The organism is Rhizobium sp. BK060 (genome assembly GCF_014193145.1).
Taxonomy (GTDB): domain Bacteria; phylum Pseudomonadota; class Alphaproteobacteria; order Rhizobiales; family Rhizobiaceae; genus Rhizobium.
Window position 1 is genome coordinate 160,671 of the sequence record NZ_JACHYW010000012.1, and the last position, 17,732, is coordinate 178,402.

Sequence of the window (17,732 nt, forward strand, 5' to 3'; positions counted from 1 at the left end):
CAAGGCGACGTCGCCTGCCTACCAAGCTGTGCTACATTTTTCATTCCTTGAATGAGGCGGGACTTGGAACGCCAATGTTGGCGACGATTGCGATGCTCTTGACCCTCTCTGGTGCAACCCCGGTTGCTGCGCAACTGGGGGCGAGCGACGTTGATGTGAAATTGGTCCTCGCTGTCGACACCTCCCGGTCCATGGATCAGGAAGAGGTCCGCATTCAGCGCGAGGGCTATGTCGAGGCGCTCAAGCACAGGGAATTCATTGAGGCGGTGGCCGGCGGGCTCACTGGGCGCATTGCGATCAGCTATTTTGAATGGGCCGGCTATGTCGTGCCGGATTCCGTCATCGACTGGCATCTGATTGAGACGGAGCAGGATGCGATTGCCTTTGCCAGCAAGCTTGAACAGCGACCGATCATCACCCAGCGCCGCACGTCAATCTCCACCGCGATTGCCCAGGGCGCTGCAATGATCGTCTCCAGTCCCTATTCAGGCATTCGTCAGGTGATCGATGTCTCGGGTGACGGTACAAACAATTCCGGCAATCCGGTCGCGCCAACGCGTGACAAGGCGGTGGAGGCCGGCATCATCATCAATGGGCTGACGCTGATGTTGCGCCCCTCTGGCGCACCGGGTGGGCTCGACAAGTATTATGCCGATTGCGTAATCGGCGGCCCGGGATCATTTGTCTTGCCGGTCTATAAAATTGAGGACTTCGCTGTGGCGGTGCGCCGAAAGCTGGTCCTTGAGGTCAGCGGGCTTCCCGCTTCGCCCACGGTTGGAAAAATTGCGGATCAACCGGCAACCGACTGCATGATCGGCGAGCGGCAATGGCAGGACATGTTCGATCGCTGAGGCCAAGAGAACAGCGCCCCAATATCCCAACCATCTAGTGCTTCAGGATCTCGCGCAGCACATCGAAGACCCGCGGATCCGGCATCTGGGACACATTGAAGCGCATGAAATTCGTGGCGGTCTGGGAAAGGCTGAACGCATTCCCGGGCGCCAGCACAATTTTCCTTTCCAGTGCTGCGCGCGCGATATCGGTGGCGCTAGTATCTCCCGGCAATCGGCACCAAAGGAACATGCCGGCCGAAGGTTCCAGCCAGGGCCTTATTCCAAGGTTCTTTAGCCTGGCCGAAGCCTCGAACATCGCCTTCGAAAGCCGGCTGCGCAGCGCCTCGATGTGTTTGCGGTGGCCGCTATCGCTGAGCACCTTGTAGACAAGCTCAGCCGAAAGCCGCCCGCCGCCGAACGAGGTCGCGATCTTGAGATCGATCAGCCCATCGACCCAGTCCCGCTTGGCGGCAATAAAGCCGCAGCGGGCGGCGGCCGACAGGGTTTTCGAAAAGCTTCCGATATGGATGACCCTGTCCAGGCCGTCAAAGGCTGCAAGACGCGGCGCCGGCGTGTGCTCGAAATCGGCAAAGATATCGTCTTCGACGATCGTAACGTCGAACTGGTCGGCGATCTTCAAGACCCGGTGGGCGACGACAGGAGAAAGCGTGGCACCGGTCGGATTGTGGATGGCCGAGTTGGTGATGTAGAGGCGCGGCCGGTGCACTGCAACGACCCGGGTGAACAGGTCTATGTCAGGGCCTGACGGTGTATAGGCAACACTGACGATCCTGGCACGATGCGCTCGCAGCAGCGCTTGGAAATTGAAATAGCAGGGATCGTCGACCAGCACGACGGAGTCGGGTTCGAGGAGGAAGCGGCAAACGAGATCGATCGCCTGCGTGCCGGATTCCGTCAGCATGATCTGGTCCGGCGAGGCCTCCACGCCTCGCTCCGCCATACGCCGCGCGATGTGCTGGCGCAGCGGCGGTAATCCAAGCGGCGAGCCGTAGTCGGCAAGCGCGGAATTGTCGGCGCGCGAAAGTGTTCGCAACGCCCGTCGAATACCGTCTTCCGGAAGCCAGGATGGCGGCAGCCAGCCGCAGCCTGGCTTTAAATCACTTTCCCCAGCCTCAAGCGACTGACGGGATACCCAGAAGGGATCGACTGCGCGATCCAGCTTCGGGCCAACGTCGGCAAGCGAAAATGGAGCGACCTGGTTTGCGACGTAAAAGCCGGAGCCCGGTCGAGACAGGATCACACCTTCGGAAACCAGGCGCTCATAGGCATCGACGACCGTCGAGGTGGACACGCCTGCTGCTGCGGCCATTGCCCGAACCGATGGCAGTTTTGCGCCTGGCGTCAAATTGCGGCTGGCAATCCGCTGCCGGACTGTGGTCATGACCATCGCCACCCGGGTGATGGCACGTTCCGTATTTTGGTCCATCCGTACTGCTACCTCAAGCATAACAGTTTTTTAAAACTGTATCAGATCGTCGCTGGTGTGGCCATGGCTTGTGTCCGATAAGGACGGCAGCAGAGAAAGGCAGTGTAAATGGACCGCACAGCATCTGGATGGCTTAATGGCATGATCGGCGTCGTGATCTTCAGCGGCTCGCTGCCCGCCACGCGTTTGGCGGTGATGCAATTTGATCCGGTGTTTTTGACCGTCGCGCGGGCGGGGATCGCGGGCGCGCTGGCGCTTCTGCTGCTGCTCTTTTTCAAAGAAAAGCGACCGGCAAGACGCGATATCTTGTCGCTGATGGTGGTCGCCGCGGGCGTGGTGGTGGGCTTCCCGCTCTTGACCGCGCTTGCGCTGCAGCACGTTACGTCGGCGCACTCGGTCGTCTTCGTCGGGCTGTTGCCCCTTGCGACGGCTGTCTTTGGCGTCATCCGTGGCGGAGAACGCCCGAAGCCGGTCTTCTGGCTCTTTGCCGTGACGGGAAGTGCATTGGTCTGCAGTTTTGCCTTGTCGCAGGGGCTGACTGCCGCGCCTGTCGGAGACGCGCTGATGATGGCGGCGATCATCGTCTGTGGGCTCGGCTATGCCGAAGGCGCCAAACTTTCGCGAACGCTGGGGGGCTGGCAGGTCATATCCTGGGCGCTCGTCTTGTCGCTCCCGCTGATGATCCTTTCGTCGATCTGGTTCATGCCCGCAAGCTTCTCGAACATTGATGCGCCAGCACTCGTGGGCCTCGCCTACGTTTCGCTCTTTAGCATGCTGATAGGTTTTGTCTTCTGGTATCGCGGCCTTGCCCAGGGCGGCATTGCCAGCGTCGGACAGCTACAGTTGCTGCAACCCTTCCTCGGTCTGACCCTGGCAGCCACGCTGCTGCATGAAACGGTGACCTGGACGATGTTTGCTGCAACCGCCGCTGTCATTGCCTGCGTGGCTGCGGCGCGCAAATTTGCCTGATAGGAACCTGTTTCAGGTCGATTTTGCCACCGTCTGCACGGCTCGTGCGTTCTTTCATCAAGGGCTGATCGGCCCGCCCAAGTGTCACGGTGCCGATATCGCTCCGCAATGACGACTTCAATTGCCGTGTGGGGTTGGATTTCGAAACGACCATTAATGGCGACGCCGGGCGCTGATATTGTCGTCATCAGCAGCGTCAAGAGCGAGGGGTCGAGGCCCCTCGCTCTTGACAGGCTTATGCGCGTGCCGGAGTTCTTGCTGGAACGATGGCATTGGCCGCCACCGCGACTAGAATGTTTGCGGCAAGGGCAAGCAGTCCGGTGTAGATGGTGAACGGTTCGCCACCGAGGCTGATCATGTGCAGCGGTTTCCAGCCTGCATCCCAGACGAGATAGGTGCCGCCGATGAAGCCGACGAACCAGCCGGCGAGCAGTGCCGGCGCGCGGAACCAGTTGGTGTAGAGACCGAAAACCAGCGCCGGAAACGTCTGGAGGATCCAGATACCGCCAAGAAGCTGAAGGTCGAGTGCAAACTGCGTCGGCAGGAAGACGATGACGAGAAGCGCGCCGACCTTGACGACGAGCGACGTCACCTTCGCGACCTTGGCCTCACCAGCATCCGTCAACGCCGGGTTGACGTAGGCCTTCCAGAAATTGCGGGTGAAGAGGTTGGACGCGCCAATGCTCATCACTGCCGCCGGCACCAGCGCGCCGATGGCAATCGCCGCGAAGGCAAAGCCCGCAAACCAGCTCGGGAACAGCGTCTGGAAGAGCGCCGGAACGACATCGTTGGCGCTTTCGAGCTTCAAGCCCGCGGCGTGGCCCATGTAGCCGAGCAGGGCCAGAAGGCCGAGCAGCAATGTATAGGCCGGCAATAGCACAGCGTTCTTGCGGATCGTGTTGCCGCTGTTGGAGGCGAAGATGCCGGTCAACGTATGCGGATACATGAAGGCCGCAAGCGCCGAACCAAGCGCCAACGTCGCGTAGGCGACATACTGGTTGGGTTGCAGGAGCAGGCTGCCGGAGCCCTTTGCCTGGAACGCCGCATCGGCGGCCGCAAAGACATTGGCATAGCCGCCGAGCTTCGAGGGAATAAGCGCCACGGCGGCGATCACCACGATGTAGATCATGATGTCCTTGACGAAGGCGATCAGCGCCGGCGCCCGCAGGCCCGCCGAATAGGTATAGAGTGCCAGTACGATGAAGGCGATCGCCAGCGGTACTTCGCCGTGGAGACCGAGCGCCTTGAGCGCAGCGGTCATGCCAACGAGCTGCAACGCGATATAGGGCATTGTCGCAATCACGCCGGTTGCGGCAACCGCAAGCTCCAGCCCGCGCGAACCATATTGGCCGTGAACCACATCACCTGCGGTGACGTAACCGAAATCCCTCGCCCGTTTCCACAGCACAGGCATGACCATGAAGACAAAGGGATAGACGACGATGGTGTAGGGCAGCGCAAAGAAGCCGTAAGCGCCGACGGTGTAGACCAGCGCCGGGACGGCAATGACTGTGTAGGCGGTATAGAAGTCGCCGCCGACCAGAAACCAGGTGATCCAGGTGCCGAAGCTGCGGCCGCCGAGACCCCACTCGTCGATATGGTCAAGCGTTTTGGGTTTACGCCAGCGGGATGCAACGAAACCCATGACCGTGACGAGCACGAAGAAGAAGATGAAGACGGCAAGTGCGGTTGTGTTGAGTTCAGTCGTCATCGCGCATGCTCCGGTAAGCGATCCAGGTCAGGAAAGCGGTAACCGGCACCCAGGCAAGCTGATACCAGTAGAAAAAGGGGAAGCCGAAGAGAGCCGGTTCGCGGATATTGTAGAAAGGTGGCCAGAGCAGCCCGATATACGGAATGACGAGCAGCCAGCAGGCTGCCCTGTTCTTTGGTTTTTCCATGACGGATACCTCTCGGGCGCCGTGCGATCGGCGCCAAGTTGCAGGTGTCGGTGGTGAATGTGGTTTGTCAGTCGCTGGACAGAATGAGCCCGAACCGCCTTCTCGCAACGGGTTTTCCGCGAAGGCGGAAGAGAGCGTTGTGCATTTGAAAGTCCTCCCAACGGCTGCGCTCGGCGAGCCGTGCGCAAGTCCTATGGCGAAGCCTTGCATGCGACAAGAGGAGGGAAGGGGTGAAATGCAAGGGACTACCCATAAGTGGGTAGACGCAAGTTCAGGTCGTTTTGGTCTGGATCCCGTGATCGAGCGCATAACGGATCAAGCCGGCCGTTGTCGCGATACCGAGCTTCTTCTTGAGATTCTTGCGATGCGTTTCGGCGGTGGCCTGCGTTATCCCGAGTGCCTCGGCGATCTCCTTGTTGGCCTTTCCGGCAAGGAGCAGGCTGAGGATATCACGCTCGCGCGGCGTGAGGGGATCGGCGACATTACTGGCTTCCCCCTCCATCAGTACGTCAAAGACACCGGACGAGAAATACTTTCCGCCATCCGCAACGGTCTCGACGGCCGAAATGATCTCGTCGGTCGATACGTCCTTGAGAATATAGCCTGCGGCGCCGCGTATCACCGAGGAGGATATGTATTCGCGGCTATCATGCATGGAGAGCATCACGATTCGCGTTTCCGGGATCCGTTTCTTGAAAAGCTCGATCGCGTCGATGCCGCTGAGCTTCGGCATGTTGATATCCATCAGCAAAACATGCGGCCGGACCTTGTAGGCGAGTTCGAGGCCGGTCTCGGCGAGGCCGGCTGTTCCAACGACTTCGATGTGGTCGAATGTCTCAAGGACGGCCTTCAACCCATCCAGCACGAGCGGATGGTTGTCGATCAACAGGACCTTGATTTTGTCGCCCTTGGTCATGCAGCTTCGGCCTGCTGGTTGGCGGGACGATTGGCCGATTTTGGCAGCATCGCGGTCAACACTGTGCCGCTTGCATCACTATTGATCAGCAACAGGCCGCGGAAATGTGCCATCCTTTCTTGCATGTTGCGCAGGCCGAGACCGGATCGGTTGGGGGGGCCGTCTCCGCCGCTGCCGAAGCCCGAACCGTTGTCGGAAATCATCATGCGGGCGCGGCCTTTCTCGCTCCAGAGCTTGACGGAAAGCCTTGTTGCGCCGGAATGCCGTTCGACATTGTTGAAGGCCTCTTGTGCGACGCGATAAAGTGCGGTGCTGGCTTCCGGCTTTAGCATCTCGATGAAGCCCGAAGCTTCGATATCGGCTTGAATACCGGTCCGCTCGACGAAATTGCAGCAGAGTGCCTCGATCGCCGCCGTCAGGCCGAGATCGTCGAGCACGCGTGGCCGGAGATCATGCGACAGCCGCCTGACTTCCTTGATCGCGCCATTCAAGGCCTCGATGCCACGATTGATAATCTGTGCGGCGTCATCGACATCTGCCCTGACCTTACGTCCCGCGAGATCCATCGTATAGCGCACGCCGACGAGATTTTGCGAAATGCCGTCATGCAACTCGCGGGCAAGTCGGGCGCGCTCTTCCTCCTGGGTGTTAATCACCCGCTGCGTTAGTTCCTTGAGTTTGCCGTCCGCCATGCGTCGCTCGTGGAAGGTCACCAGCATGCAGGTGGTGAAGACGACCAGCACAGCGGGCACGGCGATCAGCGCCACAATCACGAAGGTCCGCTTGATGTTGGCGCGCATGCTTGCATTCGCGGCTGCCGTTTGGGCATAGACGTCGTCGAGATAAACGCCGGTTCCCACGACCCAATGCCACTTGTCGAGGCTGACGACGAAGGACAGCTTGTCTGCCATCTGGCCGCTCGAGGGCTTCTGCCATTTGTATTGGTGCAGGCCGCCGCCCGATTTGGCCGTGGCGATCAGTTCCGCGATCACCTTGTCGCCATCGGGATCGGTCAGGTTGAGCCAGTTTTGCCCATGCCGGAAGCCTTGGCGCGGATGAACGATGTTGTTTCCGTCATAGTCGTAAACGAAGAAATATCCGTCCTTTCCGTAGTCGAGCGAGTTCAGGATCGCCGCCACCTTGTCTTTGGCGACCTGGTCGTTTGCACCGGCACCACCATAGGTCGCCTGGATTGCAGACAGCGCGAGGTTGGTGAGATTGAGAATCTCCGTCTCCTTGGCCTTCAGCATATTCTGCTCGAATGTCGCAATATTGTCCCGGGTAAGGTGCGCCGATTGCCAGGTGATGAATGCCGTGATCGCCAGGATGGCAATCACGAGCGGAATGATCGCCAGCGCAATGATTTGGTGTCTCAAGGTCAATGGGTGCCCTCCCAAGCCAGCGGATCAGCTGAGGTATCGTTCAGTAAGGCGTCAGGCATGGCACGCGGTCAAGTCTGGTTCAGCCCGCGACAAGATAGCCATTCTCTTGGGTCTTATCCATTCCGTGCCTTAAATGGGGCCGGTTACACCCCTTCGACTTACCGCCTTGTGGATAACCCGCACCGCACTTGTAAACGATGAGCTTGCCGCTCAGTCGCTGAAAAGACCTCGCCTTATGCCGGCGCCGACGGGCGTCGCAGGCGGTCCATCAGCGCGCGTCGCTTCGTTGTCATCTTGCACCGGCCCGGACAGTGGAGATAAAGCCAGACAAGCGCCGGCAGAATACGTCAAGCAAGGGCGCGAGTTCACCACACGCAACTGACGGCCGGAAGCTTTCATCCATGCCGACGATGACGAGCCAAGGGGCAGCCGCACCAGCGCCTTTCAGGGACGCAACGTCATCCCGGCAATCATATCGACTATTGGGACGATACCGGCTTTCCCGCCGACGGCGAGTTCATCGACGGCGTGCTGCATCACGGCGGCACGGTGTTTTACCGAGGAGGTAGCTAACTTGGTGTCATGTCCGACACTTTCTCGCGCATGAACGGCTCCAACCTATGCATTCAGGTGACGGTTTCCGGAGGCCGTTCGCCCGAGGACGTTCGACAACGGCTCGGCGGCCGCGGTGGCGGCTTCTTTTGGGTGCTCCCCGTCTGTCGCTTAAACGGATTTTTCGGCCATGCGAATTTTCGCGTATGATCCACCCGGTTGCCAAAAAACCACAATTGCTTCACCTAAAAGGACACCGACACTCGGCCTTAAGAATTGGATCAACGCTGAATGCGCATATCATACGTCTTCCTTTGTGCATTTGTTGCACTCGTACAGTCCGCAAATGCCGAAGTCGCATCACCGCCTGTTTTGGCGCCGCTAAAGCAGCAGGCACAAGCCGCTCAGGTGAGTGCACAATTTCTCACGCGTTTCAGCTACAAGCCTGTTCCACTCGACGACGCTTTGTCGGCGAGGATCATGGATCGGTTCATTAAATCACTCGATCCCGACCGCGTGCTCTTCCTGCAAGCGGACATCGACAGGTTCATGACGGAGCGCAGCGAGATCGACGATGGGATTGATCGGGAGGACTTGAAGATCCCGTTTGCGATCTTCAACGTGTATGAACAGCGCGTTGTCGACCGCATGAACTACGCGCGCAACTTGCTTAAGCAGGACTTCGATTTCGAGGCGCAGGAAACGTATTCCGTGCTGCGCGACAAAGCTCCTTGGCCGCAGTCGGAAGCGGCGAGCAATGACCTGTGGCGCAAGCGCGTCAAAAGCGATTGGTTGCGGTTGAAACTGGGCGGCAAAACCGACGCGGCTATTCGCGAAACGCTCGACAAACGCTACGCGAACGCCCTCGAGCGCGTTTATAAGTACAAAAGCGACGACGTTTTCCAGTCGTTCATGGATGCCTATTCAAACTCGATCGATCCGCACACGGACTATTTTGGCGCGAACGCTTCGGCCGATTTCAATATCGCGATGAAGCTTTCGCTCTTTGGTATCGGTGCGGTCCTGCAGGAACGCGACGACTACACGACGATCCGCGAGCTCGTGCCTGGCGGGCCGGCGCAGTTGTCCGGGAAGCTCTCGGTCGGAGATCGCATTACCGGCGTTGGGCAGGGCAAGGATGGGGCGATCAAAGAAGTGGTGGGCACGCGCCTTGATGAAGTCGTGCAATTGATACGAGGGAAAAAAGGCTCTGTCGTGCGCTTGGACATCCTGCCGGCCGATGCCGGAGCAGATGGCACCCATCGTGTTGTCAGCCTGGTGCGCGATAAAATCAGCCTCGAAAAACAGGCGGCCAGCAAGGCCGTGCTGCCCGTGAAAGTGGGCGATGCGACACGTAAAATCGGGCTGATTACTCTGCCAGCATTCTATGAGGATTTCGGAGCCCGGCACAAAGGAGACAAGGACTACAGAAGCGCAAGCCGCGATGTCGCCAAGCTTCTCGGCGAGCTGAAGCAAGAAAAGGTCGACAGTGTTCTCATTGACCTGCGCAACAATGGCGGCGGTTCATTGGACGAGGCGATCGATTTGACCGGCCTGTTCATCGGCCATGGCCCGGTCGTCCAGCAACGCGGTAGCGACGGTAAGGTCACGGTAAGAAGCGCTGATCTTCCAGCGCCTGTCTGGACTGGTCCCGTTGGTGTCCTGATCAATCGCGGGTCGGCCTCGGCGTCAGAGATTTTTGCTGCGGCAATCCAGGATTACGGTCGAGGCGTGATTGTCGGCGAACCCAGTTTCGGCAAGGGTACCGTTCAAACTGTCGTTAATCTTGACCAGATGGTTCATAACAACAAGCCCGAATTCGGTGAACTGAAAGTGACGATTGCCCAGTTTTTCCGGATCAATGGCGGTACGACGCAGCTGCGCGGTGTGACGCCTGATATCAGCTTGCCGGGACTTTCGGATCCGACACGTTTTGGCGAGACCAGCTATGACAATGCCTTGCCGTGGGCGCAGATCACGCCCGCGACCTACGCGCCCGACGACACTGTAACGACCTTGCTGCCGACACTGCAACGTCGCCATGATGCCCGGGTTAAGAGCGATCCGGACTTCCAACGCCTGTTACAAGACATTGCTGATCTGAAGGCGCAGCGTGAGAAAGGGATTGTCTCTCTCAACGAAGCCGAACGTCGCAGAGAATTGACCGCTCGAGAAAATCGTCTCAAGTCTCGAGCGCAATCAAGCGATGGCGAAGATACCGGTGAAGATGATGGTCTGCAGGCAAACGAGCGCAGCCTAAGCGCTGACATTGCCATTGAAAATGCCCGCAAGAAGGCAAGAGACGTTTTGCTGGACGAGGCCGGCGCCATTCTTGCCGATGAGGCGGATTTGCACGAAGGAGTGCTAAAGGCAGCCACAAAACAATCGGGAAATACGGATGGAAAATAGTCATTCCGACCGGCGCAACAAGCCTAGGGCTATTCATGCGTGATCCCAACTTCAGCTGACCAACGCGGTCGAAGCGGTTGGCTGCTAATGAAGAAGTTTCGCTTAAGATATGCCGGCTGTATGCGGCGGAACCCGCCGAGCCGCAGCCACGTGTGGGATGAGGTGATCGTGACGATTTCCAGGAAGAAGCGCTGGGTTCTGGTCATCCGTTGATCAGGATGGCTATGTTCTTGATGAAATCGTTTAGAGCCGACGCAACACTACGGCCGCCAGGCGTCGACGAGGGGCCCGCCAAAGCCACGGCGCATGGTGACCGCTGCAACAACTCTGCCGCCTTTTCTTTGACCTGCTTCGGCATCCTGCGGTGATAAAGAATAGACCCTGCCGGGCGGAGCGCGGCGGGGCAAGTCATAAAGCCGATGGGAGGGAGCGATCTTGTAAGGCAGCATGGCCGGCCCGCTGGTCCGATGAACATATCACCGCATCGCTCAATCGAATGGGCATGGGTTGTGTGCGTCAAGCCGCATGACCAGCCGCATGACCGCCCAATTTTGCAGAACTTGACGCATACAACCTTATATCTCGTGGCCATCAATGAAGCGGAGTGGCGCTGAAGCCCAAGAACCTCAGCATGGAAGAGGCTGCCTCCATGGTGGTAGGCGCCAGACCGCATGATAGGCGCTCGTGCAGGTATCGTGCGCCTGGCGTGGCGCATGTCGGCGCTGGCGAACGCCGCGCTCGGCTTCGAACAGCTGGACATGCGTAGCGTACGTCGTAATGCGATGCGCGATGAAGGCCGCATACGGAAACTGGCGTTCCCGATACTTTGACCAATGTGCTGGCAGATGAAACACACAACCCGGCTCGAAAGTCGACCGTGAGCGATTTCGCTCGCACTCTATCGAAGCGGCGTTCAAGGACGGGGCGCTTCGGCGTCTGCTTCATTGGTCGTCAGCGTCGCCATGTAGGCTCGAAACTCCTTCTCGCCCAGGACCCGATCCGCTGCTCGAACGTCTGCGAGGATCTTTGCTATAACGCCCTCATCGCCCGCTGCTGTCGTCCGAACCTCGATGATCTCTGCAACATAGGCTTGGACATCGAGCGCCGACAAGCTCCGCGACCCATTGGGCCAAAACCCAGTTTCGTCGGGACTGCACCCTGAAGGCTATTTTGGATGCACCGCAGCCTTATGGGCCAACCGACGACTAGCTCACACTACGTTCAAATTAAGTGATGACGAGAATGGAATGGAAAAAGAAAATATAAATTTAGAATATATGGCAAATAACCAAAAATAATATGAATGGATTCAAATAGAATAAAATAATAAATAATATACAATCCGCACTTTGTTTATTGTGCTATTATCCTTTTGCGCAATATTGCGTGCTTTCACTCAGATTGGATATGGACATGCAAGATATGACCTGGCTTCGCCCCGGCCTATGGGGAGCAGTATGCGGCGCGGCCGCGCTTGCGATCGTCGGCTTCACATGGGGCGGGTGGATGACCAACGGCAGTGCTCAAAAAGCAGCCGGGATCGAGCGAACCTCGGCCATCGCGGCTGCGCTCACGCCCTATTGCCTCGAGAGGGCCAAAACGGATCCGGCTTCGGCAGAGATCATGGCCGCACTCAAGGCAGCCGGTACATACGGGCGTAGCGACGTTATCAAGAAGGCAGGCTGGGCAACGCCGCTTGGCAGCAGCGAGCCAAATGCAGACCTTGCGCAGGCATGCCAGATTGCGCTTGGAAGCGCGGGCTAAATTCATGGCCTTGGAAGGATCGCGGAGCCTGAATGGAGGGAGCCATGCCCTGAGCGCAAAACTATCCGATAGCGATCAGTCAAACACAGATCGACGGATGACCGATGCTCAAGGATAAAATCACCAAACCTGCCTCCTTCGGCAGAACAAGGAATGGTAGCGCTAACGAAAGCCGCCCGATAGCTAGCCCATCGGCTGAGGAATTGATCGTTCAGGCTTCAGACGCTCGCGCCACGCTGTGCAGCCGACACGGCGACACACCAGGGAATGTCGTTGCGGAGGTTCAATTGCCGACCGAAGAGCTTGGTGGTTTCGAGGTGGAAAGCAAGACCTCATTATTCGAAAAGGTCCCCACGATGAAGGAGCTTGAACTGGCACGGGATCGTCATGACAGAAAGGTTGCCTTCAAGGACGCCGATCGGCGATAATTCAACGCTGCGTTCAGCTTGGAACCCCAAGGCTGCCGCGCGGAAGGCGGCGCGCAGCGAAGGGCGTATTTTGGAGACGAGTACGATGGCCGACCCTGATCGCTATTCTGGGAGACCGCCGAAGCGCGGTCGCGGCGTATGGATAGTGATTCTTATGGTAGCAGCCTTAGCGCTGTTGGCGGGATGGTTTTCTGGATTTTTGGGCTGAACTGGGACACAATTGGCCCCTTGCAGCAGCGATTCACGTTGATGCGGATCAGCAGGACCGGAGTCGTTGGCTCGGATCTATGCCCACCGGCACTGGATGTCTCTTCCAAGACTTCATCACGGGAGGCATTGCTTGCATGGTTCGAGAGCATTTCGAGCGAACACCTGCACCCGTTAAGAATTGAGGTCAGCCGAAACGACAACTTCCAAACCTGCGATGTCTAATGTAATCGCAGCCGCTCACTTGCCTAACGGCCTACGATCACTCTGGATCGAATTTCAGCCTAAGACCCGTCCACGTGCAGCAGACACCTGCCGACCGACAGGATCAGTCGGTGTCATGAGGATTGCGTGATGTACAATGCCAAGCGCGACGGTTACGGGAACGGTGCAAACCTTGCGATTCCGTCAATGGGCGAGATCGAGGGCCGCTTAGCCGTTCTAAAGGTTGTCGCAATACGTCTTACCAAGCGTGGGGGGGACGCGCCGATCTATTCCGGTGTCCGACAGCTAAGAGGACCCGCGTCATCAGTGCGGCGGACACAACGGCGCCATGATGTTTGGCCACGTCACGGGTAGTCCACGCCTCATCGATTTTCCAGGGCAGGCCGCCCAGCTGGCGATCGGACGCAAATGACGTTTGCCAACCATTCCGCTAACGCGCATAGTGTTTGTAGCAGCAGCTAATGCCAAGGGCGCTACTGCCTAGGGTTCCATCCCCTCGGCCCCAACAAGTAAAGGAGGACGCGCAAATGTCTTCCATCACAACCCGCCGCCATATCGAAAACTTCATGGGCGGAGTTCGCCGATTTCATTACGGCAATTTCGCTGTTGAGGGATCACTGTTGGTCGGCTTGGCATTCGTCACAGCCATGTTGTTGTACGGCGTAATTTGGCACTGAGCGTTAGTCCATTCGGCCAAGAGATTCATAACATTGCGATCTCACCGTTTCCGGCCATCCGGACATCATCTCGGGATCAATCGAAGCCCGGCGGGCCCGTTACGTTGACTACGTTTGTTGCGAAGGATTGGTTCGAGGTTGATTTCACGCAGTCCCGGCTATGGCTTTCCACTCAGCCGCAGCAGTCAGCCTATAACGGCGACCTCACTCTTCGAGATAATCCGATTTGATGCGTCTCTTTGGCCGTTTGGCGTGTTAGAAAGTCCAGCCTGCGTAAATCTACAACCTCTATGCAATCAGGCCCCTGTACCATTTTCCTGTTGAGGTACCGGTGTTGTAGGCTGGTGCGACCGGGCCTTCCCGTTAGGAGCGACCCAAAGCCCCCTGTGCCGTGAGCACCTGTTGCGGACCGGTGTCCCGAGGGGACGGCAGCGACGGATGTCTGGTGGGAGGTTGCGCCATTGAGCGCCAATACAGGGAATGACGCGTGTCGCGGTGTGGCGGCACCCGGGCAGTGGATCTGGCTAAACTGCCGGAGCCCGTATTCCGCAGCCGCCCGAACGGCATCGTCACCGCCGCCCAGACGCTTGGACCCTGTCACGTCAACGACGTTCCCGAGCGTGAGGACGTGTCGGAAGGCAAGGTTGGCCTACCGGTGCCTATGGTCGTCAGGATCGTGCATGCCCCGCCGCCTTTCCTGGAAATATCTCCAGAATGCCCCCGCTAAGACCCTTCGCCTAGCACCTGGCCCCTGAATGCAGGTTCGAAATTAGGAAGTGCCGCGACATCAATAGGTCGCGACCAGACAGATCGTTCCCGTCAGAAGGGTGCATGATCAGGGCAGAGTCGACTGGGGACATGATCTGCAGTGTCCCAAATCGCGAAAGGACCCGCATGTCCATTCAATCGCCTGGCCCCACCGAAAAGGGCATGCTGCAGTTTCTCGCGATTTGCGATGCCTTTTATCCGCCAGACGCCGTTAGAGCATCAATCGAACAGCAGCGGCGCTGGTACAACGCCCTTTGCGTACGCTTCGACCGCCCGCTGCCCGCCGAGATGATCTTTTCGGACGGCATGCTCCAGCGCATACCGATCCGGCGCTACCGTCCGCGGGAAATCGCCACGCGAACCATTCTGCTCTATCTTCACGGCGGTGGCTTTGTTGTCGGCTCACTCGAGAGCCACCATGCCATCTGCGCCGAGATCGCCGATTTTGCCGGTGCGGAACTGGTTTCCGTCGATTACCGGCTGGCCCCTGAATATCGCTGGCCGGCACAGACAGATGACGCGTTTGCCGTGCTGAAGCATCTGCTTTGCGCCAACAACAGCGTCGTGCTGATCGGCGACAGCGCCGGCGGAAATCTTGCGGCTGGCCTTGCTTTGCGTGCACGCGATGAGGGTCTGCCGGGCGTCGTCGGCCAGGTCCTGATCTATCCGGCGCTTGGCGGAGACCTCACCGCGGGCTCCTATGTCGAAATGGCCGCGGCGCCCGGCCTGACGACAGCGGATGTCGCCTACTACCGCGATATCCTGCAGGCGCCGGCAGGCAATGAGATCGCCGCGCCGTTGCAGGCATCTTCGCTTGCCGGACTGCCACCGGCCTTCATCACGGTCGCGCACTTCGATCCGCTTCGAGACGACGGCCGGCAATATGCCGCCCGGCTCGCCGCCGAAGACATCGAGGTGTGGTTCCGAGAAGAGCCGCAGATGGTGCACGCCTGGCTGCGTGCCCGCCACATGAGCGATGGCGCGCGCGACGGCTTCTATGCCGTGTGCGACGCCATCAGGCGTTTTGCGACGGCCTGACGATCACATCAGGTCGCGGGCGATCCGCGTTTCGGGAAAGATCTTTTCGAATATCTGCACGTCGCCCTCAAACGCGGTGACAACGGCGCTGACGATCCAATCGGTCCCGGTGCATGCAATCCGTGCGGTCGCGACCGTCCGCACGACCCAACCGGGGCGGCGCATGTCGCAGGTCCAGGTCGACGTGCCGGTCATCGACAGCGGATCATCCGGCGCAATTGACCAGACTTCTTCCCGCAGTTGCCGCGTGGCCAGGCCGGTCTGCGGATGCTCGTAAAGTCCGGTGTCCTCATGGATGTGATACTCTGTCCGGTTGGCCGAAAGGTTGCGGATGACCTGCCGCTTTGTTGCTGCGGCTTTATGTTCGATATATTTCGGCAGCGGATCGGGATTGGCCGGTTCCTCGATTTCGATCCTCCTGAATTCACCGAGCAATGGCAGTGCCAGGCCGAGCGATGCGAGATCGATCTCGACCCCTTCGTCTTCTGGCGGTGGCAGGATCATCGGCCAATATGCGCTGGAAAGCGAAAGACGGATACGATGGCCCTTGCGGAAGCGATAACCGCAGGCATCAAGCACGAGCCGGACCGACACCTTCTCGCCTGGAACCAGCGGCTTGGGATCGGCATTGCCATCGCGGTGGGTGAGATTGACGACGCCAAAGGCGACGCGCGTTGCCGTGCCATCCGGATGGACGTCGATGAGCCGGGCACAGAGATTGCCACCTGTCGCGTGGGGGCGCAGCGCAAGCGTAAGCACGGGCCGGCCGAGATAATCGCAATCCCCGGCAAGCGGTATTGTCTCGAAGACCAGCGAGCCGGCATCGTCCGCACGCTGGTCGATGGCCATTTCGGCGTCTGGCTTCAGCGTGAAAAATTCACCGGATGCCGTCCCGGTATCGAGCGGAGAGCGCAGATAGACCATATGATCGGGCGCGTGCGGGATCGGCATGCCCTGCGTCAAACGGCCGAATTGCTCGACATAGAAGCATTCCATCTGCGGTGGCGACCAGGCGTCCTTGGCGATCCAGAAGCCTGGATCGGCGTCGCGCCGCGCGGCAGGGCGCACGGCATCGAGAATATAGGCGCGTGCCTGCGGTAATCCGTCGATCCCATTGTCCTCGCCGCGCAGCCATTTGTTCCACCAGGCGATCGCTTCGCCATGGAAATCGGCGCGGGGCTTCGGCCAGGCGAAGTGCGGATATTTGTGGACCCAGGGGCCGATCAGCGCCTTCGCCTTGCTCCCCAGGCCCTCGACCGCCATCAAAGGCGTATTGCGGTAGCCGTCGGCCCAGCCGGCGATGACGAGTGTGGGGATCTGCACGCTCGAAAAATCCTCGCAAATCGAGCCGTGACGCCAGAAATCGTCGCGCCGCTGGTGTGCCAGCCACTCCTCCATCAGGAAGGGTTCGCCAGCCAGGCGTTCCAGCCACATCTCCTTCCAGCGCTCGCCGACAAGCGCGGGGTCGGGTGGGCGCGATTGATAGCCGAGCATGGTCGCGGCCCATGAAAGCTGTGCGGAGAGGTGGCAGCCGTTCTTGTAGTGGATGTCGTCGTTATAGCGGTCGACGGTCGAGGCGATCGATATGATGGCCTTGAGCGCGGGCGGGCGCAACGCTGCGACCTGCAGGCTGTTGAAGCCGCCCCAGGAGATGCCCATCATGCCGACCGAGCCGTTCGACCATGGCTGTTGGGCGATCCAGGCGATCAGCTCACAGGCATTGGCAAGCTCCATCGTCGTATATTCGCCATCGATAACGCCGTCGGATTCACCGGACCCTCTGATATCGACGCGCACGCCAGCAATGCCTGCCGCGGCAAACACCGGATAGGTCGACTCGTCCCTGAGACTGGTCCCGTCCCGCTTGCGATAGGGCAGGAATTCGAAGGCCGCGGGAACGGGATTTTCCTCTGCACCGTCTGGCATCCAGATCCGCGCGGCAAGCCGCGTTCCATCCTTCAGGACAATCCATTCATTCTCGATGGTGGTGAAGCCGCGCGACGTCATGCTCATTCCCTTGATGCACATTCCATGAGAGAGGCTTTCGCCTCGGCAAGTCAATGGCCGGCGCTTTTCATGCGTCGCGTGGCAAGCACACGTTCCAGCCAGCCGATCTCCATTTCCGGCACGGATTTCAAGAGCAGATCCGTGTAGTCGTCAAAGGGCGGCGACAGCGCCGTCGATTTCGGGCCGAACCGCACCAGCTTGCCGCGATGCAT

The 17,732-nt window shown here is 59.0% G+C and carries 15 protein-coding genes and 3 pseudogenes; 11 read left to right on the forward strand and 7 right to left on the reverse strand.

Annotated features, from left to right (window positions below):
* Nucleotides 1-74: 74 nt before the first annotated feature.
* Entirely contained in the window at nucleotides 75-851 is a 777-nt protein-coding gene (locus tag FHT71_RS15420) for a DUF1194 domain-containing protein (RefSeq protein WP_183720746.1), read from the forward strand.
* A 34-nt stretch (nucleotides 852-885) separates the two neighbouring features.
* On the opposite strand, the gene FHT71_RS15425 is transcribed toward FHT71_RS15420, so the two are convergent.
* Nucleotides 886-2,301, reverse strand: coding sequence for a PLP-dependent aminotransferase family protein (locus FHT71_RS15425; protein WP_183720749.1), 1,416 nt, complete (start codon nucleotides 2,299-2,301; stop codon nucleotides 886-888).
* Nucleotides 2,302-2,388: 87 nt separating this feature from the next.
* Here FHT71_RS15425 and FHT71_RS15430 point away from each other — a divergent pair, with 87 nt between their 5' ends.
* Nucleotides 2,389-3,249 (forward strand): DMT family transporter, encoded by an 861-nt coding sequence (locus tag FHT71_RS15430; RefSeq protein ID WP_183720752.1) that lies wholly within the window; start codon nucleotides 2,389-2,391, stop codon nucleotides 3,247-3,249.
* Between the two features lie 235 nt (nucleotides 3,250-3,484).
* Here FHT71_RS15430 and FHT71_RS15435 read toward each other — a convergent pair whose 3' ends face one another.
* From FHT71_RS15435 to FHT71_RS15450, 4 genes are all read right to left on the reverse strand, one after another.
* A complete protein-coding gene (locus tag FHT71_RS15435; protein WP_132590130.1) occupies nucleotides 3,485-4,960 on the reverse strand; it encodes a sodium:solute symporter family protein in 1,476 nt (491 codons plus the stop codon).
* On the reverse strand, nucleotides 4,950-5,147 hold the full coding sequence (locus tag FHT71_RS15440; RefSeq protein WP_007800082.1) for a DUF3311 domain-containing protein: 198 nt from the start codon (nucleotides 5,145-5,147) through the stop codon (nucleotides 4,950-4,952). The genes FHT71_RS15435 and FHT71_RS15440 overlap by 11 nt, the downstream gene beginning before the upstream one ends.
* Nucleotides 5,148-5,418: 271 nt before the next feature.
* The gene (locus FHT71_RS15445; protein ID WP_132590128.1) at nucleotides 5,419-6,063 is read right to left on the reverse strand and encodes a response regulator transcription factor; all 645 of its coding nucleotides are present in this window, start codon (nucleotides 6,061-6,063) and stop codon (nucleotides 5,419-5,421) included.
* A complete protein-coding gene (locus tag FHT71_RS15450) occupies nucleotides 6,060-7,445 on the reverse strand; it encodes a cache domain-containing protein (RefSeq protein WP_132590126.1) in 1,386 nt (461 codons plus the stop codon). Before FHT71_RS15450 ends, FHT71_RS15445 begins: the two co-directional genes overlap by 4 nt.
* 465 nt (nucleotides 7,446-7,910) lie before the next feature.
* On the opposite strand from FHT71_RS15450, the pseudogene FHT71_RS15455 reads away from it, so the two are divergent.
* From FHT71_RS15455 to FHT71_RS15465, 4 genes and pseudogenes are all read left to right on the forward strand, one after another.
* Nucleotides 7,911-8,018, forward strand: a pseudogene (locus FHT71_RS15455) (Atu4866 domain-containing protein); the annotation flags it as partial.
* Nucleotides 8,019-8,288: 270 nt separating this feature from the next.
* The gene (locus FHT71_RS15460; RefSeq protein WP_183720755.1) at nucleotides 8,289-10,406 is read left to right on the forward strand and encodes a carboxy terminal-processing peptidase; all 2,118 of its coding nucleotides are present in this window, start codon (nucleotides 8,289-8,291) and stop codon (nucleotides 10,404-10,406) included.
* 135 nt (nucleotides 10,407-10,541) lie between these two features.
* Nucleotides 10,542-10,650 (forward strand): annotated as a pseudogene (locus tag FHT71_RS31685) (IS6 family transposase); the annotation flags it as partial.
* 427 nt (nucleotides 10,651-11,077) lie between these two features.
* Nucleotides 11,078-11,236: a hypothetical protein gene (locus FHT71_RS15465; RefSeq protein ID WP_165933104.1), complete on the forward strand. Its 159-nt coding sequence runs from the start codon at nucleotides 11,078-11,080 to the stop codon at nucleotides 11,234-11,236.
* A gap of 83 nt (nucleotides 11,237-11,319) precedes the next feature.
* Here FHT71_RS15465 and FHT71_RS15470 read toward each other — a convergent pair whose 3' ends face one another.
* Entirely contained in the window at nucleotides 11,320-11,517 is a 198-nt protein-coding gene (locus FHT71_RS15470; RefSeq protein WP_132590122.1) for an ATPase inhibitor subunit zeta, read from the reverse strand.
* Between the two features lie 302 nt (nucleotides 11,518-11,819).
* On the opposite strand from FHT71_RS15470, the gene FHT71_RS15475 reads away from it, so the two are divergent.
* From FHT71_RS15475 to FHT71_RS15495, 5 genes and pseudogenes are all read left to right on the forward strand, one after another.
* Nucleotides 11,820-12,170, forward strand: a complete 351-nt coding sequence (locus FHT71_RS15475) for a hypothetical protein (RefSeq protein WP_007800090.1) — start codon at nucleotides 11,820-11,822, stop codon at nucleotides 12,168-12,170.
* Nucleotides 12,171-12,274: 104 nt separating this feature from the next.
* Nucleotides 12,275-12,598 carry a hypothetical protein gene (locus FHT71_RS15480; protein ID WP_132590120.1) on the forward strand — a complete coding sequence of 108 codons (324 nt, stop codon included), beginning with the start codon at nucleotides 12,275-12,277 and terminating at the stop codon, nucleotides 12,596-12,598.
* Between the two features lie 959 nt (nucleotides 12,599-13,557).
* Entirely contained in the window at nucleotides 13,558-13,707 is a 150-nt protein-coding gene (locus FHT71_RS15485) for a hypothetical protein (protein ID WP_165933103.1), read from the forward strand.
* Nucleotides 13,708-14,206: 499 nt separating this feature from the next.
* Nucleotides 14,207-14,392: pseudogene (locus tag FHT71_RS15490) on the forward strand (protocatechuate 3,4-dioxygenase); the annotation flags it as partial.
* Between the two features lie 209 nt (nucleotides 14,393-14,601).
* A complete protein-coding gene (locus FHT71_RS15495; protein WP_183720758.1) occupies nucleotides 14,602-15,513 on the forward strand; it encodes an alpha/beta hydrolase in 912 nt (303 codons plus the stop codon).
* A gap of 3 nt (nucleotides 15,514-15,516) precedes the next feature.
* Here the strand turns inward: FHT71_RS15495 and FHT71_RS15500 are convergent, their stop codons facing one another.
* Nucleotides 15,517-17,520: a CocE/NonD family hydrolase gene (locus FHT71_RS15500; RefSeq protein WP_132590116.1), complete on the reverse strand. Its 2,004-nt coding sequence runs from the start codon at nucleotides 17,518-17,520 to the stop codon at nucleotides 15,517-15,519.
* Between the last annotated feature and the right edge of the window lie 212 nt (nucleotides 17,521-17,732).